The 21,885-nt window shown below is 71.3% G+C and carries 20 protein-coding genes and 1 pseudogene; 5 read left to right on the top strand and 16 right to left on the bottom strand.

Annotation, left to right across the window (positions count from 1 at the left end; genetic code table 11):
- Positions 1-33: 33 nt before the first annotated feature.
- Together mmuM and ABT342_RS15055 are read right to left on the bottom strand one after the other, a co-directional pair.
- Positions 34-942 (bottom strand): homocysteine S-methyltransferase, encoded by a 909-nt coding sequence (gene mmuM, locus ABT342_RS15060; RefSeq protein WP_351572542.1) that lies wholly within the window; start codon positions 940-942, stop codon positions 34-36.
- 20 nt (positions 943-962) lie between these two features.
- The gene (locus tag ABT342_RS15055; RefSeq protein WP_351572539.1) at positions 963-1,886 is read right to left on the bottom strand and encodes an LLM class F420-dependent oxidoreductase; all 924 of its coding nucleotides are present in this window, start codon (positions 1,884-1,886) and stop codon (positions 963-965) included.
- Between the two features lie 226 nt (positions 1,887-2,112).
- Here ABT342_RS15055 and ABT342_RS15050 point away from each other — a divergent pair, with 226 nt between their 5' ends.
- Positions 2,113-2,286 carry a hypothetical protein gene (locus tag ABT342_RS15050; protein WP_351572536.1) on the top strand — a complete coding sequence of 58 codons (174 nt, stop codon included), beginning with the start codon at positions 2,113-2,115 and terminating at the stop codon, positions 2,284-2,286.
- A 123-nt stretch (positions 2,287-2,409) separates the two neighbouring features.
- On the opposite strand, the gene ABT342_RS15045 is transcribed toward ABT342_RS15050, so the two are convergent.
- The 10 genes and pseudogenes from ABT342_RS15045 to ABT342_RS15000 form a co-directional block, all read right to left on the bottom strand.
- Positions 2,410-2,907 carry a DUF6099 family protein gene (locus ABT342_RS15045; protein WP_351572533.1) on the bottom strand — a complete coding sequence of 166 codons (498 nt, stop codon included), beginning with the start codon at positions 2,905-2,907 and terminating at the stop codon, positions 2,410-2,412.
- A 149-nt stretch (positions 2,908-3,056) separates the two neighbouring features.
- The gene (locus ABT342_RS15040) at positions 3,057-3,404 is read right to left on the bottom strand and encodes a nucleotide pyrophosphohydrolase (protein WP_351572530.1); all 348 of its coding nucleotides are present in this window, start codon (positions 3,402-3,404) and stop codon (positions 3,057-3,059) included.
- 10 nt (positions 3,405-3,414) lie between these two features.
- A complete protein-coding gene (locus ABT342_RS15035) occupies positions 3,415-4,611 on the bottom strand; it encodes an AAA family ATPase (RefSeq protein WP_351572527.1) in 1,197 nt (398 codons plus the stop codon).
- A 70-nt stretch (positions 4,612-4,681) separates the two neighbouring features.
- The gene (locus ABT342_RS15030) at positions 4,682-5,104 is read right to left on the bottom strand and encodes a cell division protein SepF (RefSeq protein WP_351572525.1); all 423 of its coding nucleotides are present in this window, start codon (positions 5,102-5,104) and stop codon (positions 4,682-4,684) included.
- 73 nt (positions 5,105-5,177) lie between these two features.
- The gene (locus ABT342_RS15025) at positions 5,178-5,870 is read right to left on the bottom strand and encodes a response regulator (protein WP_351572523.1); all 693 of its coding nucleotides are present in this window, start codon (positions 5,868-5,870) and stop codon (positions 5,178-5,180) included.
- A 67-nt stretch (positions 5,871-5,937) separates the two neighbouring features.
- Positions 5,938-6,603, bottom strand: coding sequence for a potassium-transporting ATPase subunit C (locus ABT342_RS15020; RefSeq protein WP_351572521.1), 666 nt, complete (start codon positions 6,601-6,603; stop codon positions 5,938-5,940).
- A 21-nt stretch (positions 6,604-6,624) separates the two neighbouring features.
- Complete coding sequence (gene kdpB, locus ABT342_RS15015) at positions 6,625-8,781, bottom strand: potassium-transporting ATPase subunit KdpB (RefSeq protein WP_351572518.1); 2,157 nt, start codon at positions 8,779-8,781, stop codon at positions 6,625-6,627.
- Positions 8,778-10,442 carry a potassium-transporting ATPase subunit KdpA gene (gene kdpA, locus ABT342_RS15010; protein WP_351572515.1) on the bottom strand — a complete coding sequence of 555 codons (1,665 nt, stop codon included), beginning with the start codon at positions 10,440-10,442 and terminating at the stop codon, positions 8,778-8,780. Before kdpA ends, kdpB begins: the two co-directional genes overlap by 4 nt.
- Positions 10,443-10,446: 4 nt before the next feature.
- Complete coding sequence (kdpF, locus tag ABT342_RS15005) at positions 10,447-10,536, bottom strand: K(+)-transporting ATPase subunit F (protein ID WP_290353327.1); 90 nt, start codon at positions 10,534-10,536, stop codon at positions 10,447-10,449.
- Between the two features lie 631 nt (positions 10,537-11,167).
- Positions 11,168-13,005 (bottom strand): annotated as a pseudogene (locus ABT342_RS15000) (APC family permease).
- Between the two features lie 199 nt (positions 13,006-13,204).
- Between ABT342_RS15000 and ABT342_RS14995 the strand changes: the two are divergent.
- Positions 13,205-13,747 carry a hypothetical protein gene (locus ABT342_RS14995; protein WP_351572512.1) on the top strand — a complete coding sequence of 181 codons (543 nt, stop codon included), beginning with the start codon at positions 13,205-13,207 and terminating at the stop codon, positions 13,745-13,747.
- Between the two features lie 182 nt (positions 13,748-13,929).
- A complete protein-coding gene (locus ABT342_RS14990; RefSeq protein WP_351572509.1) occupies positions 13,930-14,508 on the top strand; it encodes a hypothetical protein in 579 nt (192 codons plus the stop codon).
- A gap of 324 nt (positions 14,509-14,832) precedes the next feature.
- Here ABT342_RS14990 and ABT342_RS14985 read toward each other — a convergent pair whose 3' ends face one another.
- A complete protein-coding gene (locus tag ABT342_RS14985; RefSeq protein ID WP_351572507.1) occupies positions 14,833-17,199 on the bottom strand; it encodes a heavy metal translocating P-type ATPase in 2,367 nt (788 codons plus the stop codon).
- A gap of 142 nt (positions 17,200-17,341) precedes the next feature.
- Here ABT342_RS14985 and ABT342_RS14980 point away from each other — a divergent pair, with 142 nt between their 5' ends.
- Together ABT342_RS14980 and ABT342_RS14975 are read left to right on the top strand one after the other, a co-directional pair.
- Positions 17,342-17,503 (top strand): hypothetical protein, encoded by a 162-nt coding sequence (locus tag ABT342_RS14980; protein WP_351572504.1) that lies wholly within the window; start codon positions 17,342-17,344, stop codon positions 17,501-17,503.
- 60 nt (positions 17,504-17,563) lie between these two features.
- Positions 17,564-17,836: a DUF1876 domain-containing protein gene (locus ABT342_RS14975; RefSeq protein ID WP_351572501.1), complete on the top strand. Its 273-nt coding sequence runs from the start codon at positions 17,564-17,566 to the stop codon at positions 17,834-17,836.
- Between the two features lie 124 nt (positions 17,837-17,960).
- On the opposite strand, the gene ABT342_RS14970 is transcribed toward ABT342_RS14975, so the two are convergent.
- From ABT342_RS14970 to ABT342_RS14960, 3 genes are all read right to left on the bottom strand, one after another.
- Positions 17,961-19,673, bottom strand: a complete 1,713-nt coding sequence (locus ABT342_RS14970) for an ABC transporter ATP-binding protein (RefSeq protein ID WP_351572820.1) — start codon at positions 19,671-19,673, stop codon at positions 17,961-17,963.
- A 171-nt stretch (positions 19,674-19,844) separates the two neighbouring features.
- The gene (locus ABT342_RS14965; protein ID WP_351572498.1) at positions 19,845-20,426 is read right to left on the bottom strand and encodes a Type-2Aa cytolytic delta-endotoxin; all 582 of its coding nucleotides are present in this window, start codon (positions 20,424-20,426) and stop codon (positions 19,845-19,847) included.
- Between the two features lie 125 nt (positions 20,427-20,551).
- The gene (locus ABT342_RS14960) at positions 20,552-21,649 is read right to left on the bottom strand and encodes an XdhC family protein (protein WP_351572496.1); all 1,098 of its coding nucleotides are present in this window, start codon (positions 21,647-21,649) and stop codon (positions 20,552-20,554) included.
- Positions 21,650-21,885: the final 236 nt, after the last annotated feature.

Below are 21,885 nucleotides of genomic sequence, written 5' to 3'. Positions count from 1 at the left end.
CCCTCCCTGTCCCGATGTGACCAGGCAATTTCGTCACGGCCCTGTACCTGTACGGGCCGCGAGCGCGGCGATACGGTCCGGGCCCACGCGGCAGCATCCGCCCACCAGGCGCGCGCCGGCCCCGGTCCAGTCGCGCGCCTCGGCCGGGTCGAAGGTGACATCGCCCCGCCAGGCCCGCGCGGCGGCGTCCCAGCGCTCGCCGCTGTTGGGGTAGACGACGACCGGTTTTCCCGTCTCCCGGGCCGCGAGCGCCACGGCACGGCCGGCGTCGGCGGGCTCGCAGCAGTTCACCCCGACGGCTATCACCTGATCGTTGTACGCGGCGAGGGCGAAGGCGGCCGCGAGGTCCTGACCGGCCCGGGTGCGCTCCCCCGCGATGGTGTACGAGAGCCAGAGGGGCACGCCGCACCCCTCGGCCGCCAGCAGCAGCGCCACCGCCTCGTCGGTGTCCGGCACCGTCTCCAGAGCGAGCACGTCGGGGCGGGCCGCGGCCAGCGTCTCGATCCTGGGCCGGTGGAACTCCTCCAGCTCCCGCACGGTCAGCCCGTACCGGCCGCGGTACTCGCTGCCGTCCGCGAGCATCGCCCCGTACGGACCGGCCGACGCCGCGACCCAGACCTCCTGATCGGCGCGCTCGGCCGCGGCGCGGGCCAGCTCCACGCTGCGGGCCAGCAGGGCGGCGGTCTCGCCGCGGCCCACCCCGCGCCGGGCGAAGCCCTCGAACGTCGCCTGGTAGCTGGAAGTGATGAGCACCTGTGCACCCGCCCGCGCGTACGCCGTGTGGGCGGCCTCGATCTGTTCGGGGCCGTCGGCGAGCAGCCGCGCCGACCAGAGCTCGTCGGACAGGTCGCAGCCCTGCGACTGAAGCTGGTTGGACAGGCCGCCGTCGAGGACGAGCGGCCCTTCGGCGAGGGCTGCGGCGAGGGTGCGGGCGGGCTTCACTGGTACTCCCGGGGGTGCTCTCAGCCCAGCTGGGACTGGACCTGGACGGAGACGAGCTCCAGGTGGTCGAGATCCCGCAGGTCGAGGACCTGGAGATAGACGCGGGACGACCCGATCGCGGCGTAGCGCCCGAGCTTGTCCACGACCTCGGCGGGCGAGCCCGCCAGGCCGTTGGTCTTGAGCTCCGCCACCTCGCGGCCGATGGCGGCCGCCCTGCGCGCCACCTCCGCGTCGTCCTTGCCGACGCATACGACGAGGGCGTTGGAGTACACGAGGTCGTCGGCCTTGCGTCCGGCCTCCTCGGCGGCGGCCCGGACCCGGCCGAACTGCCGCTCGCTGTCCTCCAGCGACGCGAACGGCATGTTGAACTCGTCGGCGTACCGCGCGGCCAGCCGGGGGGTGCGGCTCGGCCCGTGGCCGCCGATGAGAACCGGCACCTTGGCCTGGGCGGGCTTGGGCAGCGCGGGTGAGTCGGTCAGCCGGTAGTGCCTGCCCTCGTACGAGAACGTCTCGCCGGGCTTCGTTGCCCACAGCCCGGTCACGATGGCGAGCTGCTCCTCCAGCCGGGCGGACCTCTCCTTGGGGAAGGGGATGCCGTACGCCTTGTGCTCCTCCTCGAACCAGCCCGCGCCGAGGCCGAGCTCGACCCTGCCGCCCGACATCTGGTCGACCTGGGCCACCTGGATGGCCAGCACGCCGGGCTGCCGGAAGGTGCCGGCCGTCATGAGGGTGCCGATCCTGATCCGCTTGGTCTCCCGGGCGAGGCCGGCCAGGGTGATCCAGGCGTCGGTGGGGCCGGGCAGCCCGTCGCCCGATCCCATCTTCAGATAGTGATCCGACCGGAAGAAGGCGTCGAAGCCGAGGTCCTCGGTGGCCCTTGCCACCGTCAGCAGGGTGTCGTAGGAGGCCCCTTGCTGGGGCTCTGTGAAGATTCGGAGGTCCATGCATCCATCCTGCACCGTCGAACGTGCGTCAACCCCGACGTGCCGTCGGGTGAATATCCGTCAACGCGGCGGGCGCCGTCGTCCATGCCAGTGACCCGGTCGGACCGTGATCGTTGCCCTCGGCGGAGCCGGACCGCCCGGCCCGCGCGCCGGCGGAAGCTGCCGGTGCGCTTTCGTACGTGCCGCCCTTCCCGCGCCGGGAGGGGCCTGGGCCGAGGAGGCCACCATGTCCGAGGAAGCCATGCCCGAGCAGAGGGGCGCCGAGGCACCCAAGGGGCTGCTGCAGCAGATGGAGGAGCTGATGGCGTCGCTCTCCGCGGATCTGTCACAGCTGGACGCGGACCTCCAGTCCCGGGACGCCGTGTCCGCCCCCGCCCCGGACGACGGCGCCCGGGGCTGAACGTGGGGGTGCTCCGTACCCCCACACCCTGCCGGGGCCGCATCCGCCGCCCGGTCCCGTCGCCGGGCGCCCCGGCACCCTCGGGCGGACCGGCGCCCGGACCGTGACGAGCCGTCACTGCCATCAGGGCGGGCTCGTCGCCGGGTCGGGAGGGTGGAGGCGGTCGGGGTCGCGGGGGCGGGTGCGGTCGCGTAAGGAAAGGCGGCGGAGCAGGGCACGGACGCGGTCGTTCGATTCGTCGGCCGCGTCGATCGCCTCGATGCACTGCCAGTAGAGCCCCTCCTCGTCCGTGGCGCACGCCACTCCGACGAGGGCGATGCCGACCTCCCCGAGCAGGGTGCTCAGGCCGGTCAACGCCTTCTGGAGATCGGAGACTTCGGACAGCTGGGCCGCTCTCGGCACGCCACCGCACGGGTGGTCCAGCGGTCCGCAGCCGCGCGCGCCGGCCTCACAGAGGCCGCGCGCCTCGCCTCTCAGCTCCTGTGGTCCGTGCAGGGCCAGTCGGCCCCCCAGCGCCTGGGCGAGGGCCTGGGCCTGCCAGGCCTCCGCCACGACATCCAGCGCATCCCGGCTCTGCGCCAGTGCGTGCCGGCCGGTCGCGATGAGCCGCTCCGCTTCCATGTGCGCCGCCCCCGTTCGTACGACTTTCTGCCCACTGAGTCACTACCCAGAGTGAAGGCGCTCCAGACGAAAAGCCAGAGGAATTCGGAAATCTGTGGACAGGAAGCCGGTTGGGGAGAGGTCGATCACTCCGTAGAGTGACGAAGCCGTCATGACGAGTCGTCCGACGGCCGCCCGGCCGCCGGGAACCGCAGTTCGTTCCGGTCGATCTTCGCGGCGAGGGCGGCCAGCGCGTCGACCCCGAGCACCTCGCAGAACTGCAGCAAATAGGCGAGGACATCCGCGACTTCGTCCGCCACCCGGTGCGCCTTGTCCGGGTCGTCCATCACCCGGGCGGACTCCTCCGGCGTCAGCCACTGGAAGATCTCGACCAGTTCGGCGGCCTCGACGGTCAACGCCACCGCGAGGTTCTTCGGCGTGTGGTACGGCCCCCAGTCCCGCGCCGCCGCGAACTCGGCCAGTCTGCGCTGAAGTGTCTTCACGTCAAGTTCTGTCACGGCACCAGATCTACACCAGGTCCACCACGGTCACCCCCTCGATTCCGCGCACGGACGTGCTGTCGCTCACCGCCCCCACCAGCCGCACATGCCCTCCCGCGCAGATCTCCCCGGCCAGCGAGGCCAGTTCCCTCAGCTGGGCCCGGTCCAGGCAGCGGTCCAGACCGTCGGCGAGGACCGTGAGCGACTGCAGCGCGCCGGGGACCTCCGCCGGCTGGTCCATGGCCAGCACGCCCGGTCCGGTGAGCAGGACCAGAGCGAGCGCCAGATAGCGCAACTCGCCGTCGCCGAGCCGTCCGAGCGGAGTGGCGCGGCGGCCTGCGGCCCGGCCGAGGACCGCCCGGACCGTCCCGTCCGGCAGCTCCTCGACGCCCACGTCCGAGACCGGTCCGGCACAGCCCGCCCGCGCCACCTCGATCAGGCGCGCATGACGCCTGCCGCACTCGCTGCGCGTGCGGTGCAGCACCGCCGCCAGGTTGTCGCAGCCGCGCCGCAGCCGCCCCTCCCCCGGCGCCACCGGCTCGCGCATCAGCGGGGGCTGCGGATCGCACGGAAACACCGAACGGAGCCCCAGCACCACCTGCTCGGCGGCCGCCAGCACACGCAGCTCCCCGTCCGTCCGGCCGGCGACGCGCAGCGGGAGCAGCGCCGTACCGAGCCGGTCGTCAGGCAGCGGGGCACGGGTGACGGTGGCGCTGCCCGCCGTGTGCCAGGCGGCCTGCACGACGGAGCGGGCGGGGTCGCGCAGCGCCGTGCTCAGCAACGTCCGTCCGTCGCTGGTCAAACGCTCGCCGACGACGCGCAGTTCCGGCTCCGCCTGGACGGCGAGATCGAGCCGTACGCGGCCGGCCGGGCCGTCGACCGCACAGCCGAGCCTGAATCCCCGGCGGCCCTGGGCGTCCACGCCCGTCCGCTCGGGCACGCACTCCGCCGGATCGGGGAACACCTCGCCGAGCCCGGCCCCCGAGCCCAGCCGCGCCAGCGCCTCGCACGCGCGCAGCGCCTGCGACTTCCCGCTGCCGCTCGGACCCGCGAACAGTGTCACCGGGCCGAGGCGGAACGCGGCCCCGCGGTGCGACGCGAAGGCGGAGAGCCTGAGTTCGGTGACCGCCGGGCGTAGGCCCGCCGCCGGTCGTGGGCCGGGGGCGGGGTTCGGGCCGGGGGCCGGGCTCGGGCCAGGGACTGGGCTCGGGCTGGGTGCGTCCATGTGGGGGACGCTACGCAGGGCCTCGTACAGCGAATCGTTCCGCCAGAAAGGGCGTCCTACGAACGAGCGACTACGTATGGGGGATGGCCGCCGCGGCGGCCCCCTCGACCTCCGTGCCGACCGGTGCGAGCAGGAAGACATTGCGGTCGACCCGGTGCATCGCGCTGCCGAGACCGAAGACGACACCGCTGCTGAAGTCCAGGATGCGCTTGGCCACTTCGGTGTCCGCGCCGGTCAGATCCAGCAGCACCGGGATCTGGGCGATGAGGTACTCGGCGACCTCGCGCGCGTCCGCGAAGACCTGCACCCGCAGGACGATCATGCGGCGCTGCTCGGCCTCGGCGGCGGCAGCCGCTTCGGCCGCCCGGTGCCCCCTCGGGACGGTGCGGTGGTCCACTCGCGACGGCCACTCGTTACGACCGCGCAGGGGGACGACCTGGGCCAGGCCCTCCCACTGCGCGTCGGTGACGTCGTATCTCTCGTACCTGCTCATGGGACCATCCTCGCGCCCCTCACCCGTTCGGCCCAACAACGACACGAGGGGACCGCTTCGGTTTTCGAGGGGCTCAGTTCTCGAAGCGGTAGCCCATGCCGGGGGCGGTGATGAGGTGGCGGGGGTGCGAGGGGTCACGTTCGAGCTTGCGTCGCAACTGGGCCATGTAGACCCGCAGATAGTTGCTCTGCGTTCCGTAGGCGGGACCCCAGACCTCCTGGAGCAGCTGTCTCTGGCCGACGAGCCGGCCTCGGTTGCGGATCAGGACCTCCAGTAAATGCCACTCGGTGGGAGTGAGACGGACATCGTTCCCGTCCCGCCTGACCTTCTTGGCCAGCAGGTCGACGGTGAACGCCGCGGTCCTGACGATCAGCGACCGGTCACCGGCGGCTCCCGTGGCCGCCGGTGTGGTCCTGCGGGTCGCCGCCCGCAGCCGGGCGAGGAGTTCGTCCATGCTGAACGGTTTGGTGATGTAGTCGTCGGCTCCCGCGTCGAGCGCCGCGACCTTCTCGTCGGAGGTCCGGCGGGCGGAGACCACCAGGACGGGCACGCGGCTCCAGGCGCGCAGCGCGCGCAGTACGTCGGTGCCGTCCATGTCGGGCAGTCCGAGGTCGAGCAGGACGACGTCCGGGGAGTGCTCCCCGACGAGCCTGAGGGCCGTACTCCCGTCCGCCGCGGTGAGGCACTCGAACTGCCGTGCCTTGAGGTTGATCACGAGAGCCCGTGCGAGCTGCGGGTCGTCCTCGACCACCAGCACCCGGGTCATCGGCAGGCCTTTCTGTCGTACGGTCCCGGGCGGCGGGCGGTGGTCCGTCCGCCGCCCGGGCGTCGGGTCACTTCTTCGTGAGCTGCTTCAACGCGATGTTGAGCTCGAGGACGTTGACGCGGGGCTCACCGATGAAGCCGAGGATCCGGCTGTCGGTGTGGTCGGCGACGAGCTTCTCGACCTGCTCGACGTCGAGGTTGTTCTTCTCGGCGACCCGGTGGGCCTGGAGCTTCGCGTACTCCGGGGAGATGTGCGGGTCCAGGCCGGAGCCGGAGGAGGTGACGGCGTCGGCCGGCACGTCCGAGGGCTTGACCTTGTAGGTGGCGGTGGAGGTGTCCTTGACCACGGCGGCCCTGGCATCCTTCACCCACTGGATCAGTTCGGCGTTGTCGCCGGATCGGTTCGTCGCGCCGGAGAGGATCAGCTTGTACTGGGTGTTGACGCTGTTGGTTCCGAGACCGTTGGACGGGCGGGGCTGGAACCACTTCAGGTCCGGTGCCGCCGTCTCCTCGCCCTTCTCCAGCGGCAGGTTGTAGGTCTGGCCGATCAGCGAGGAGCCGACGACCTTGCCGTCCGACGTGATCTCGGAGCCGTTGGCCTGGTCGCTGAACAGGCCCTGGGCGACTCCCGTGACGACGAGGGGGTAGATGATGCCCGTCACCACGGTGAGGACGAGCAGGGCACGCAACCCGGCCCAGATCAGCCGCGCCGCGTTTCCCAACGAGTTGTTCATGGCGATCAGCACGCTTTCTGGTTAACGCAGCCCGGGGATGAGGGAGATGAGCAGGTCGATGATCTTGATGCCGATGAACGGGGCGATCAGGCCGCCGAGGCCGTAGATCCCGAGGTTGCGGCGGAGCATCTTGTCCGCGCTGGTCGGCCGGTAGCGCACGCCCTTGAGCGCGAGCGGCACCAGCGCGACGATGATCAGCGCGTTGAAGATGACCGCGGACAGGATCGCGGACTCGGGCGAGGACAACTGCATGATGTTCAGCTTGTCCAGGCCCGGGTACACCACCGCGAACATCGCGGGGATGATCGCGAAGTACTTCGCCACGTCATTGGCGATCGAGAAGGTCGTCAGCGCGCCGCGCGTGATGAGCAGCTGCTTGCCGATCTCGACGATCTCGATGAGCTTGGTCGGGTTGGAGTCGAGGTCCACCATGTTCCCGGCCTCCTTGGCGGCCGAGGTACCGGTGTTCATCGCCACACCCACGTCCGCCTGGGCGAGAGCCGGGGCGTCGTTCGTACCGTCACCCGTCATCGCGACGAGCTTGCCGCCGGCCTGCTCCCGCTTGATGAGCGCCATCTTGTCCTCGGGGGTGGCCTCGGCGAGGAAGTCGTCCACGCCCGCCTCCTCCGCGATCGCCCTGGCGGTCAGCGGGTTGTCACCCGTGATCATGACGGTCTTGATGCCCATGCGGCGCAGCTCGTCGAACCGCTCGCGCATGCCGTCCTTGACGACGTCCTTGAGGTGGATGACACCCAGGATCCGGGCGCCCTTGTCGCCGTCCTCGGCCGCGACGAGCAGCGGCGTGCCGCCCTGCTCCGAAATGCGGTTCGCGACCTGGTCGGCGTCGTCGGCGACGGTGCCGCCGCGCTCCTGGACCCAGGCGATGACCGAGGCCGTGGCGCCCTTGCGGACCTTGTGCCCGTCGACGTCCACACCCGACATTCGGGTCTGGGCGGTGAACGGAACCCAGGTGGCGTGCTCCAGCTCGCCCTGGTGGCGCTCGCGCAGGCCGTACTTCTCCTTGGCGAGCACGACGACCGAGCGGCCTTCCGGCGTCTCGTCGGCGAGCGACGAGAGCTGCGCGGCGTCGGCGAGCTCGGCGGCGGTGGCGCCGCCGACCGGGACGAACTCGGCGGCCTGGCGGTTGCCGAGGGTGATCGTGCCGGTCTTGTCGAGCAGCAGCGTCGACACGTCACCGGCGGCCTCGACCGCGCGGCCCGACATCGCCAGCACGTTGCGCTGGACGAGGCGGTCCATACCGGCGATGCCGATCGCGGAGAGCAGCGCGCCGATCGTGGTGGGGATCAGGCAGACCAGCAGCGCGACGAGAACGATCATCGTCTGCGGCGCTTTCGCGTACGTCGCGAACGGCTGCAGGGTCACGACCGCGAGCAGGAAGACGATCGTCAGCGAGGCGAGCAGGATGTTCAGCGCGATCTCGTTGGGCGTCTTCTGGCGCGCGGCGCCCTCGACCAGGTTGATCATCCGGTCGATGAAGGTCTCGCCCGGCTTCGTCGTGATCTTGATGACGATCCGGTCGGACAGCACCTTCGTACCGCCGGTGACGGCCGAGCGGTCGCCGCCCGACTCGCGGATGACCGGAGCGGACTCGCCGGTGATGGCGGACTCGTCCACCGAGGCCACGCCCTCGACGACGTCACCGTCGCCGGGGATGATGTCGCCGGCCTCACAGACGACCAGGTCGCCGATGCGCAGGTCGGTGCCCGGCACCTGCTCCTCGGACGTGCCGTCCTTGGACAGGCGGCGCGCCACGGTGTCGGTCTTGGCCTTGCGCAGGGTGTCCGCCTGCGCCTTGCCGCGGCCCTCGGCCACGGCCTCCGCCAGGTTGGCGAAGATCGTGGTGAGCCAGAGCCAGGCGGTGATGGCCCAGCCGAACCAGTCGGTCGGGTTCGTGATCGCGAAGACCGTGGTCAGCACGGAGCCGATCAGGACCACGAACATCACGGGGGACTTGACCATCACCCGGGGGTCGAGCTTGCGGATCGCGTCCGGGAAGGACTTGACCAGCTGCTTGGGGTCGAACAGACCCGCTCCGACGCGGCCCGCGTCGGGCTTGTGGCCGGTCGGCACATCGCTGTGCGGCGCCCGGGTCGGCGCGGACGTCGGATTGGGTGTCATGGAGCCGGGCTCCTCTTGCTTCTTCGTGTCGGTCGTCATGACGCCAGCCCCTCGGCGAGCGGACCCAGCGCCAGGGCCGGGAAGTAGGTCAGACCGGTGATGATCAGGATCGTGCCGACCAGCAGGCCCGTGAAGAGCGGCTTGTGGGTCTGCAGCGTGCCCGCGGTGGCGGGGACCGGCTTCTGCTCGGCGAGCGAGCCCGCGAGCGCCAGGACGAACACCATCGGGAGGAAGCGGCCGAGCAGCATGGCCAGACCGATCGTGGTGTTGAACCACTCCGTGTCGGCGTTGAGGCCGGCGAACGCGGAGCCGTTGTTGTTGGCACCGGAGGTGTAGGCGTACAGGACCTCGGAGAAGCCGTGCGCACCGGAGTTGGTCATCGACTCGGGCGGGGTCGGCAGGGCCATCGCCGCGGCGGTGAAGCAGAGCACCAGCGCCGGGGTGACGAGGATGTAGAGCGCCGCGAGCTTGATCTCGCGGGTGCCGATCTTCTTGCCCAGGTACTCGGGCGTACGGCCGACCATCAGGCCCGCGATGAACACCGCGATGACGGCCATGATCAGCATGCCGTAGAGGCCGGATCCGACACCGCCGGGGGCGATCTCGCCCAGCTGCATGCCGAGCATGGTGATGCCGCCGCCGAAGCCGGTGAACGAGGAGTGGAAGGAGTTGACCGCGCCGGTCGAGGTCAGGGTCGTGGCCACGGCGAAGATCGACGAGCCGCCGATGCCGAACCGGGTCTCCTTGCCCTCCATGGCGCCGCCCGCGAGATCGAACGCGGGGCCACCGTGGTGGAACTCGGTCCACATCATCAGGGCGGTGAAGCCGACCCAGATGAGGCCCATCGCGGCCAGGATCGCGTAGCCCTGCTTGACCGAGCCGACCATCCTGCCGAAGGTGCGGGTCAGCGCGAACGGGATCAGCAGGATGAGGAAGATCTCGAAGAGGTTCGAGAGCGGGTTCGGGTTCTCGAAGGGGTGGGCCGAGTTGGCGTTGAAGTAACCGCCACCGTTGGTGCCCAGCTCCTTGATGACCTCCTGGGAGGCGACGGCGCCGCCGTTCCACTGCTGCGAGCCCCCCATGAACTGGCCGACCTCGTGGATGCCGGAGAAGTTCTGGATGGCGCCCATCGCGACCAGCAGGACCGCTCCGATCACGGAGATCGGGAGCAGGATGCGGACGACGCCGCGGACCAGGTCGGCCCAGAAGTTGCCCAGCTCACCGGTGCGGGACCGGGCGAAACCGCGGACGAGCGCGACCGCGACGGCGATGCCCACGGCGGCGGAGACGAAGTTCTGCACCGCGAGGCCGCCGGTCTGCACGACGTGGCCCATGGCCTGCTCGCCGTAGTACGACTGCCAGTTGGTGTTCGCCACGAAGGACGCGGCGGTGTTGAACGCCTGGTCCGGGTCGATGGCCTGGAAGCCGAGCGAGCCGGGCAAGCTGCCCTGGACGCGCTGCAGCAGGTAGAGGAAGAGGACGCCGGCCACGGAGAAGGCGAGGACACCGCGCAGGTAGGCGGGCCAGCGCATCTCTGCGTTCGGATTGGCGCCTATGGCCTTGTAGATCCACTTCTCCACGCGGAGGTGCTTGGTGGAGGAGTAGACGCGGGCCATGTAGTCGCCCAGCGGACGGTACGCCAGTGCGAGCGCGGCGATCAGCGCGAGCAGCTGGAGCACACCGGCAAGAACGGGGCTCATCGACTCAGAACCTCTCCGGCTTGACGAGGGCGAGGACGAGGTAGCCCAGCAGGGCGGCGGCCACGATCAGGCCGACGATGTTCTCGGCAGTCACAGCTTTGCCACCCCCTTGGCGATGAGAGCCACCAGCGCGAAGACCGCGATCGTGGTGACGACGAAGGCCACGTCGGCCATCGTGTGCTCCTTGGTGAGGCTCGGAACGAATCTGACCTGAAGAGGAAACCTCCGGATCGGGGGGATCAGCGCGCCGTTGACGGTGCCCTTACGGCCACTGACACGCCCTTGACGCGACTCTTACGCGTCCGCCGTCCGGGACGGGAAATGCCAGGCGGGGATCGGGGTGCGGCGCCCCGGGATACGCCCGGAGGATGCCGCCCGGCCGTCGGAGAGGGCGGTTTCCGGTCACCAGCGGACGGGCCGGCGCGCCGATGGCCCCGGTACGTCCGTACGCAGCCCGCCGGCGCGGGGGCGCCCCTGCGCCGGGCCCGTACGGACACGGTCGCGCTGCGGCTACGCCACTGGCGTACGGCACCGACCTGGACCGGGCCCAGACCGAGGCCCGTGGCGGCGACCGACCTCACCGTGCTCGTGCACGACCGCACCGCCGAGTGCCGTCTCGGTCCGCCCGGGCATGTGCGACACCACGCTGCTCCCGCTCTACGCCCACCAGGGGCCTCCCATGTAGCCCGCCGGTGCGATCCGGCGACCGAGATCGTCATCCGGCGTCACAGCCGGAACCGCAGCCGGCAGATCGCCGCGTCCGTGTCGCGGCGCACCGCGTGTGCGACGACCGCGCCGCGCTGGTTCTGCAGGACGCGCTGCCACAGGTGCGCCGGCTCGACCTCGGGGATCAGCACGGTGATCCGTACACCGGGTTCGGACCCCTCCAGGTCCCGTACGTACCCGGCCACCGGGCGGCCCAGATCGCGCCGGTCCGATGTGACCCGGACCAGCGGGACGCCCGGGTTCCACAGCGCCCAGTCGCGCTCCAGCGCCTCGGTCCGCTCACGGTCCTCCGGGTCCGGGTGGCAGACCGTGACGGCCCGCACCTCGTCGCCGAGCGACACGGCGGCGCTGAGGCCCTCGCTGGTGAGCCGGGTCAGGGAGGAGACGGGGACGATCACGACGGACCGTTCGCGGTGCGGGGGTTCGGGGATACGGCCGAGGCCGAGGCGCGCGCCGATCCGGCCGTACGCGCTGTGCACCACCTCGAAGACGGCGACGAGCAGGGGCAGCGCGACGACGATCAGCCAGGCGCCGTCGTGGAACTTGGTGGCGGTGACGACGACCGCGCTGACCCCGGTGAGGAGCGCGCCCAGCCCGTTGAGCACGGCCTTGGCCGCCCAGCGCGGACCGCGCGCCTTGCGCCAGTGCAGGACCATGCCGGTCTGAGCGATGGTGAAGCCGACGAAGACACCGATCGCGAAGAGCGGCACCAGGGTGTTGGTGTCGCCGCCGGAGAACACCAGCAGCGCGGCGGACACGAGAGCCAGGGCGAGTACGCCGTGCCGGTGGACCTGGCGGTCGGCCTTCAGCCCGAAGACGTGCGGCAGGTAGTTGTCGCGGGCCAGCAGCTTCAGCAGCACCGGCAGCCCGCCGAACGAGGTGTTGGCGGAGAGCGCGAGCAGCGTCATCGTCGCGAACTGGATGACGTAGAAGGCCCAGTTGTGGCCGACGGACGCGTCGGCGAGCTGGGCGAGGACGGTGACACCCTCCACCGGCTGGAGCCCGAAGCGGGAGATCAGCACGGACAGGCCGATCAGCATCACGCCGAGCAGGGCACCCAGCGCGATCTCGGCGTGCTGGGCTCGGCGGGCGGCGGGGGCCCGGAAGGAGGGGACGGCGTTGGCGATGGCCTCGACGCCGGTCAGGGCCGAACAGCCCGAGGCGAACGCCTTGAGCAGGAGCAGCGCGCCGATGGTGGTCGCGTTGTCGGCGAGTACGGAGGCTTGCCCGGCGGCGGCCTCGGTGGAGACCGGCCCGTCGCGGAAGAGGCCGACCGCGATCAGTACCAGGATCGAGCCGATGAACACGACCGTCGGCACGATGAACGCGCGCGCCGAGTCGACGATGCCGCGCAGATTGACGCCCGTGATCAGGACGAGGACGACGAGGCAGAGCGTGAGGCGGTCGTCGTAGAGCTCGGGGAAGGCGGAGGTGAGCGCGGCGACACCGGCGGTGACCGCGACGGCCACGTTGAGGACGTAGTCCAGGACGAGCGAGGCGGCGGCGACCAGGCTGGTGCGGCGGCCGAGGTGTGCCTTGGCGACCGCGTAGCTGCCGCCGCCGTCCGGGAAGGCGGCGATGACCTGCCGGTACGAGGCGACCAGCACGGCCAGCAGCGCGGCGATCGCGAGCGTGACGGGGAGGGTGAAGCCGAGCCCGTGCGCGCCGGCCGCGGCCAGGACGAGGACGATCGCCTCCGGTCCGTACGCCACGGACGCCATCGCGTCGAGCGAGAGCGCGGCGAGGCCGGTGACGGCGTGAGCTTGTGGCGCGCGTGGGTATCCGGGGGTTCCTCGACGCCGGTCTCAGCGGGGGTCTCGGTGGCCAGGGCGGACATAGGGTGGGGCTCCTTTTGTTCAGGTCCGCTCAGCGTGGGGTCGTTTCCGGACGGCAGCGCACGCTTCTGGCGCGTTCTTGTCGCAGATCGCCCGGGTCTTCACGTCTTCTTAATGCCGAGCGCCGGATCCCGTCAGGCACTCGTCAGCGGTCCGTCAAGTCGGGCCGTGGGCACGTCCTCTGTGTCTACCGTCGCCGCCATGGGACGACGTATCGCGCGATCCGTGCCACCGTTCGCGATGGCCCCCACCGCCCACGACACCACCTGGCCCCGGGAGGCCCGTGACGCGCTCTGCTGCGCCGCGCTGCTCCTCGGCCTGCTCCTGGTGGTCGACGCCGGAGCCACGTGTCTGAACTGGGCCCGCGCCCTGCTGTGGACGGCTCTCGCCGCCCTGTTCCTCGTCGTCCTGATCCCGCCGCGGGTCTCCGCGGGCGAGGGCTGGCTCGCCTCCCAGGGCCTGCTGCGCCGGAGTGTGGTCCGCACGGACCGCCTGGTCTCGGCCCGCTGGTCGAGCGGCGTCGCCCAGCGCCTGGTCCTGCGCGACGCGGCCGGCGCCCGGGTCGAGGTCGACCCCCGGGTGTTCGTCGCCAACCCGGCGCTGTGGCACGTGGTCTCCGAGAACGCGCGGTCCGCTCTCGCGCGGGGGACGCTGTTGTGCGGGGCGACGGCGCTGCGGCAGCTGGCGGAGCGGGTCGACCGCGAGACCGCGCGCGAGGTCTTCAAGGCGTCGGGGCTGGACTAGGACAGCGACGGAGCCGACCCGCGTACGCCGGAACAAGGCATGCCGGACAGGCTCGGCGAAGCCCTGCGCCCGCGGCCTTCTCGACAGGCGCCGCCTTCCGCGTCACGCTCGCGTCACGCTCCCGTTGCGCCCTCTGCGCCAGCATGGCTGCGACCGATATGTGCTCCGCGAAGGAGAAGGCGATGAGGAAGAGGGTCGTGTCCGCAGCGGTGGCGACTGCCGTGGCGTTGAGTGGGTGGACCGCCGTCACCATGTCGACGGCCGGGGAGGCCGGGGCGGTTGTTCCCAGTGCCACATGCATGGTCACAGAAGGGCCTGGTGGTCTTTACGGGGTGTCGGGCACCGGCTTCAAGGCGGGTGAGACGGTCACCGTCCGGGGTGTGACGAGCAAGAAGATACGCGTGACCAAGGCGATCAGCGACGGCTTCTTCGAGGTCACCGGAATGCCCAATGACAACTACCGCGTCTACGCGGCGTCCGGGCGAGCGGCCTGTCTGAGGTTCGTCTCGGACGAGGAGGCCGCGATCACCTGCAAACTCACCAAGGGGCCGGGGCAGAACTACGGAATATCCGGACGCGGGTTCCCCGAGGTCGAGACGGTCACGCTGAAGAACTCGAAGGGCGAGACGGTGACCACCACCACGACGACCACGGGTGGCTACTTCGAGTTCTCGTGGTATCCCAACGACACGTACACCGTGACCTCGAAGTTCGCCAAGGTGACCTGTCCCAAGGCCACCGAAACCACCGACGGGGGATAGCGGCGCCGGCACTCCGGAGTCCTGATCGGACGCCCCCGGGGCTGCTGTCATGTCTGGAGCCATGTGCTTGAGGCGCCTGGACACGGTGGGCGGTGGGCCTCAGGGCCCGGACGCAGTTGGACGGCACAACAGTGGCCACCCCGCCTCACCACGCGGGACACGGCCCCGAACGCGATCGCGTCGATCGCCTGCCTGTGAGCACCCCGCGTGATGAGTCCCGTGGCGGCGCTCCTTCGCCGCGAACGATGAGGCCGCGGTCCTCAGGACCACGGCCTCATCGTCTCGCATGCGCTGCCGTACCGAACCGGTCCGGCCGGTCAGGCCCTACTCGGCCGCCGCCCGGAAGCCCCGCAGGCGCAGGCTGTTGCCGACCACGAAGACCGACGAGAACGCCATCGCCGCCCCCGCGATCATCGGGTTCAGCAGTCCGGCCGCGGCCAGCGGCAGCGCGGCCACGTTGTACGCGAAGGCCCAGAACAGGTTCGACTTGATCGTGCCCAGGGTCTTGCGCGCCAGCCGGATCGCGTCGGCGGCCGCCCGCAGGTCACCGCGTACCAGCGTCAGGTCGCCGGCCTCGATCGCGGCGTCCGTGCCCGTGCCCATCGCCAGGCCCAGGTCGGCCTGGGCGAGTGCCGCCGCGTCGTTGACGCCGTCGCCGACCATGGCGACGCTGCGGCCCTCCGCCTGGAGGCGCTTGACCACGTCGACCTTGTCCTGGGGCATGACCTCGGCGATGACCTCGTCGATGCCCACCTCACGGGCCACCGACTCCGCGACGGCCTGGTTGTCGCCGGTGAGCAGGATCGGAGTGAGGCCGAGTGCGCGCAGTCGGCGGATCGCCTCGGGGCTGGTCTCCTTGATGGCGTCGGCGACCTCCAGGACCGCCCGCGCCGCGCCGTCCCAGGCGACCGCGATGGCGGTACGCCCGGCCGCCTCGGCCTCGGACTTGGCCCGCTCGAGGTCCACCGGAAGGTCGATCGCCCACTCGCCGAGCAGCTTCTCGCGGCCGACGAGGACGGCGTGGCCCTCGACGACGCCCTGGACGCCGAGTCCGGGGACGTTGGCGAAGTCCTCGGGGGTGGGGAGCGTACCCGCCCTGGACGCGGCGCCGGTGGCGACGGCCTGGGCGATGGGGTGCTCGGAGGCGTGCTCCAGGGCGCCGGCCAGCCGCAGGACCTGCCGCTCGTCCTCGCCTTCGGCGGTGTGGACGGCCAGGAGGGTCATCCGGCCCGTGGTGACGGTGCCGGTCTTGTCGAGGACGATGGTGTCGATCTTGCGCGTGGTCTCCAGCACCTCGGGGCCCTTGATGAGGATGCCGAGCTGGGCGCCGCGTCCCGTGCCGACCATGAGGGCGGTGGGGGTGGCCAGGCCCAGGGCGCACGGGCAGGCGATGATCAGTACGGCGACGGCGGCGGTGAACGCCGCGGTCAGCCCCTCGCCGCTGCCCAGCCAGAAGCCGAGCGTGCCGATCGCGAGCGCGATCACGACCGGGACGAAGACCGCGGAGATGCGGTCCGCGAGCCGCTGCGCCGCGGCCTTGCCGTTCTGCGCGTCCTCCACCAGCTTGGCCATCCTGGCCAGTTGGGTGTCGGCACCGACCCGGGTGGCCTCGACGACCAGGCGGCCGCCCGCGTTCAGCGTGGCACCGGTGACGGAGTCGCCGGTGCCGACCTCCACCGGCACGGACTCACCCGTGAGCATGGAGGCGTCGACGGCCGACGATCCTTCGACGACGGTGCCGTCGGTTGCGATCTTCTCGCCGGGGCGGACCAGGAAGCGGTCGCCCACCGCCAGTTCGGCTGTGGGGATGAGGACCTCGCGGCCGTCCCGCAGCACGGTCACTTCCTTGGCGCCCAGCTCCAGCAGCGCCTTGAGGGCGGCGCCCGCCTTCCGCTTGGAGCGGGCCTCGAAGTACCGGCCGGCCAGGATGAACGCGGTGACTCCGGCCGCGGCCTCCAGGTAGATGTTGCCCGCGCCGTCGCTGCGGCCGATGCTCAGCTCGAAGGGGTGGGTCATACCCGGCGTGCCGGCGGTCCCGAAGAACAGCGCCCACAGCGACCACAGGAACGCGGCCGTCGTGCCGACCGAGATCAGGGTGTCCATAGTGGCCGCGCCGTGCCGGGCGTTGGTCCAGGCGGCCCGGTGGAAGGGGAGGGCGCCCCAGACGACGACGGGGGCGGCGAGGGTCAGCGAGAGCCACTGCCAGTTGGTGAACTGGAGGGCGGGGATCATCGCCATCAGTACGACGGGCAGCGCGAGCCCGGCCGACACCAGCACCCGGCCGCGGAGCGCGGCGAGCTCGGCGGCGGCCCGCGCCTCACGCGCGGCTTCGGCGGCGGCGCGTGGATCCGCGGAGCCGCGGGGCGGCGGGGGCGGCGGCGAAGCGGTGTCGGCCGCCTCCCCGGCATCGATCCCAGCGACCCCAGCGACCCCAGTAGCCTCGATGGCCTCGGTCGTCGCGGCCCCGAGCGGCTCGGCCGTGTACCCGGTCTTCTCCACGGTGGCGATGAGGTCCGCCACGTCGAGACCGTCACCGAAGGTGACCCGCGCCTTCTCGGTGGCGTAGTTGACGGTGGCCTCGACGCCGTCCATGCGGTTGAGCTTCTTCTCGATGCGGGCCGCGCACGAGGCGCAGGTCATGCCCCCGATGGCGAGCTCGACACGGGCGGCGCCGGAAGTCGTCGTGGTCATCGTTGCTGCTCCTCGGAACGGTGTCTGCACCAGCATATACCCGCAGGGGGTATCCAACGACGTCATGTATACCCCCTCCCCGTATCCATGGCAAGCATTTCGCAGGCTTGGCTAAATACCCTGGGGGGGTATAGTGGGCAGCATGAATACCGCAGCCAGGATCACCGCGTTCGCCGTCGCGCTCGCCGCGACGTTCGCCGTCACCTACGGAGTGGGCCAGGCGGTCGGCCCCGTCGCCGACTCCCCCGCACAGCACGTGGAGCACCCCGTGGAACAGAAGCCCGATCACGGCACGGGGCACTGACGACTTGCGTGCGCCCGGGGCCGGGCGCACGCTCGTACTGTCGTTCGGAGGTGAACCCCTATGTTGAAGACCGCTGTCGGATGGCATGTCGAGCTGGAATTCCAGGAGGACACCCATCGCACCCGCGCGGCCGCCCTCGTACGGCTGCCCGACGGATCCGAGGTACGGGCTCACGGATACGCGAGCCGCCACCCCTCCGACTCCAACCAGCCGAGGGTCGGCGAGGAGATCGCGGGGGCCAGAGCACTCAACGAACTGGCCATGAAACTGCTCACCAAGGCACACGGCGAGATCGACGAGGACTCCGGCCGGACTTCGCGCCCGCTCGTCTGACCTCGGCGCCACCGGCAGCCGAGCGTCAGCCGGCCGCCGTCAGCAGCCGACGATCGGTTGCCGCGCAGTCAGTCCACGGCCGTCGATCGTCGGCCATCAGTCCACCGCCGTCAGTCGTCGGCCGTCAGTCCTCGGCCGTCAGGAACTGCGTGGCCGCCAGCTCCGCGTACAGCGCGTCGGCGGTGGTCAGTTCGGCGTGCGTGCCCACGGCCCGCACCGTACCCGCGTCCATGACCACGATCCGGTCGGCCATCGTCACCGTGGACAGCCGGTGGGCGACCACGAGCACCGTCGTGCTCTCGGCCGCCGCCGCGACGGTGTCGCGCAGAGCCGCCTCGTTCACGGCGTCCAGCTGCGAGGTGGCCTCGTCCAGAAGCAGCAGGCGCGGGCGGCGCAGCAGCGCACGGGCGATCGCGACACGCTGGCGTTCACCGCCGGAGAGTTTGGTGCCGCGGTGACCGACCAGGGTCTCCAGGCCGTTCGGCAGGCGCGCGACGAGCCCGTCGAGCCGCGTCGTGCCCAGGACCTCGCGCAGCTCCTCCTCCGTGGCGTCGGGGGCGCCGAGCAGCAGGTTGTCCCGCAGGGAGCCGGACAGGACCGGCGCGTCCTGCTCGACGTAACCGATGGCGGCGCGCAACTGCTGGATGTCCCAGTCCCGTACGTCGCGCCCGTCGAGGAGGACGCTGCCGCCCGTCGGCTCGTAGAACCGCTCGATGAGGGAGAAGACCGTGGTCTTGCCCGCGCCGGAGGGGCCGACGAAAGCTGTCATACCGCGCGGCGGAATCGTGAAGCCGACCCCTCGATGGATCTCCGGCAGATCGGGGGCGTAACGGAAGTGGACCTCGTCGAAGGCGAGTGAGGCGGGCGTCGCGCCGGGCTCGGGCAGCTCGGCCGCCGGGCGGTGCGGTTCGGTGGGCAGCCGCTCGGCCTCCTGGATACGGGCCACGGCGGCCGCGCCCACCTGGTAGTCGGTGACCGCGCCCACGAGTTGGCTGATCGGCGGCATCAGATAGAAGACGTACATCAGGAACGCGATGAGCGTGCCGATGTCGATCGCGCCCGACGCCACCCGGGCGCCGCCGACGGCGAGGACCGTGAGGAAGGCGATCTGGGAGGCGAGCCCCGCGGTGTTCCCGGCGAGCGCCTCCCACTTGGCGGCGCGTACGCTCGCCCGCCAGGACTCCTTGGCCGCGTCGTGGATACGTATCTCCTCGCGGTGCTCGGCGCCGGCCGCCTTCACGGTGCGCAGCGCCCCGAGCATCCGTTCCAGTGCCGCGCCCATCAGCCCCACCGACTCCTGGGCACGCTTGCTGGCCTTGTTGATACGGGGGACCAGCACGCCGATCACGGCTCCGGCGAAGACGAGCACGCCGAGGGCGACGAGGAGCAGCACCGCGTCGAGCACGCCCATCATGACCACGGTCGCGATCAGGGTGAGCGCTCCGGTGACCGCGCCGACGAGCGAGTCGGTGGTGACGGACCGCAGCAGGGTGGTGTCGGACGTCACCCGCGACATCAGGTCGCCTGGTTCGGCGTGGTCCACGGCGGAGACGCGCAGCCGCAGCAGATGGGAGACGAGTCGTTGCCGGGCGGTGAGCACGACGGACTCGGCGGTGCGCCGCAGGACGTACGCGCCGACCGCCCCGATCGCGGCGTTGGCGAGCACGAGGCCGGTCATCGCCAGCAGCGGGCCGGTCACCGGGAGGTCGTCGCCGAGGTTGTCGACGAGGCGCTTGGCGGCGAGCGGCAGGATGAGGCCGGTCGCTCCGGTGGCCAGGCTCAGCAGCGCGCCGAGGAACAGCCAGCGTTTGTACGGGCGTACGTAGCCGAGCAGCACGCGCCAGGCCGCCGGGCCGGCGGGCGGGTTGGCCGCCGCCTCCGGCTTCGCTGTGGGCTCCGACGGGTCATCGGCCGAACTGTCCTGGCGGGGCAAGGTGTGGGAATCCGTCACATCGCGTCAGCCTGCCCGGACTGGCGACGGGCCACAAGCGAATAGCTGCCGGATCGCTCAGGCCGCGACGCTGCGCAGATCCTGCCGCACGGTGATGGCGTTGAGCCGGATCGCGTACGTGGCCCTGTCCTCGGGGGTCAGGGACCGGGTCGCCGCCCCGTCGAGCGCGAGGGTCACGTCGAGGCAGAAGACGACGGCCCAGACGGAGTCCTCGGTCTCGTCGTCCTGGAGCGCGAACAGCAGGTCGTAGAAGTAACTCGTGCTGTCCGCGCTCTCCGCGTGGAAGGCGAGGTGGGACGAGCCCTCCTGCGCACCGAGGTTCACGAAGGCGTCGGTGAGGGCCTCTTCGGCCTTCCGCCAGAAGGCTTCGTTGGCGAACGGACGTGACAGGGCCTGGCGCAGGGACTCCGTGAGCGAGTGGGCGAGCACGCTCACCGGCGTCGTCTCCTGAAGACCGAAACCGGGGACGAACTTGACGAGCGAGGCGTCCGGGAGCGCGCCGGCAGCCTGCCGTATGCGGGCGAAGTCGAAGTCCGGGGAGGCCGGGTCGATCGCCTGCTGGATGGTGTCCGCGATGTCCTGGGCCTGCCCCAGGTGGGACGGGTCGACCTCGAAGATCCGCTTGAACTGGTTGGCCATGGGCTCCTCCTGGACGAGTCATTGGTGATCACTCAGGGAGGGTCAGTATGCCGTCCGGTCAACGATCGCAACATCGCCGTCTCACAGCGCGACCAGGGGGCCTCGGGGGGAAGCCCGGGGAAGGCTCAGGAGTGGTGGATCGCACCGGCGATGTCCGTCAGCGGCGCGCCGCTGCCGCCCCAGCGCAGGGCGACGATCTCCGCGGCGACGGAGACGGCCACCTCCTCCGGGGTACGGGCCCCGAGGTCGAGGCCCACGGGCGAGCGCAGCCGCGTGAGTTCCGGTGTGCCGAGCCCGGCCTCGCGCAGCCGTTTCGCCCGGTCGTCGTGCGTTCGGCGGCTGCCCATGGCGCCGATGTACGCGGCGGGGCGGCGCAGCGCCTCCTCCAGCAGCGGGACGTCGAACTTCGGGTCGTGGGTCAGTACGCAGATCACCGTGCGCGCGTCGGTCTCCGTGTCGCGCAGATAGCGGTGCGGCCAGTCGACCACGACCTCGACGCCCTCGGGGAAGCGCCTGGGCGTGGCGAACACGGGCCGTGCGTCGCACACCGTGACCCGGTAGCCGAGGAACGCGCCGATCCGGGCGACGGCGGCGGCGTAGTCGATCGCGCCGAAGACGAGCATCCGGGGCGGCGGCGCGAACGAGTGCAGGAAGACGGTGACGGCGTCCTCGCGGCGCCCGCCGTCCGGCCCGTAGTGGCGGAGCATGGTGACGCCCTGCGCGAGTTCGCCGCGCGCGTCGGCGGTGACGGCCGTGTCCAGCCCCTCCGATCCGAGTGAGCCGCCCACCGCGTCCGGCCACACGGCGAGCGCGGCGCCGCGCCGGGCCGGGCCGTCGGTCACCGTCGCCACGGTCACCGGGCGGTGCGCGGCCACCGCACCGGCGACCGCGCCGAAGGACGGATCGGTGCGGGGCGACACGTCCCGTACGAGCAGGGTGATCGAGCCCCCGCAGGTCAGCCCGACCGCGAAGGCGTCCTCGTCGCTGTACCCGAAGGTTTCGAGGCGCGCCTCCCCGTCGGCGAGCACCTCCTTGGCGAGCTCGAACACCGCGGCCTCCACACAGCCGCCGGACACACTGCCGACGACCTCGTCGTCCGGCCCGACCGCCATGGCGGCGCCGGGGCCGCGCGGGGCGCTCTGGCTGACGGCGACGACGGTGGCGAGCGCGAAGGGCTTGCCGCCCGCGTACCAGCGGCTCAGCGCGGGCAGGATGTCACGCATCTCGCCGCGCCGCCAAGATCGTTCCGGGGGTGCGGCGGACGTCCTCGCCGTGTGCGCCGTTCACCGTCACCGAGATGCGGGTCATGAGCCCTCCCAGGGGACCGGGCAGGCAGTACCGGCCGCTTTGTCACCGGCCGCTTTGTCGTGACATCTCCCACGTTAGAACCGCGCCGGTACCGCCGCGACCGCCCTGCGACGGCCGACGGTTCCTGTTCCTGTGCCTGCCCTGTGCCTGC

Origin of the sequence: Streptomyces sp. NPDC000410 (genome assembly GCF_040300305.1) — a bacterium.
Classification (GTDB): domain Bacteria; phylum Actinomycetota; class Actinomycetes; order Streptomycetales; family Streptomycetaceae; genus Streptomyces.
The sequence above is the reverse complement of the archived record's forward strand: the minus strand, read 5'-3'. Positions and strand labels throughout refer to the sequence as shown.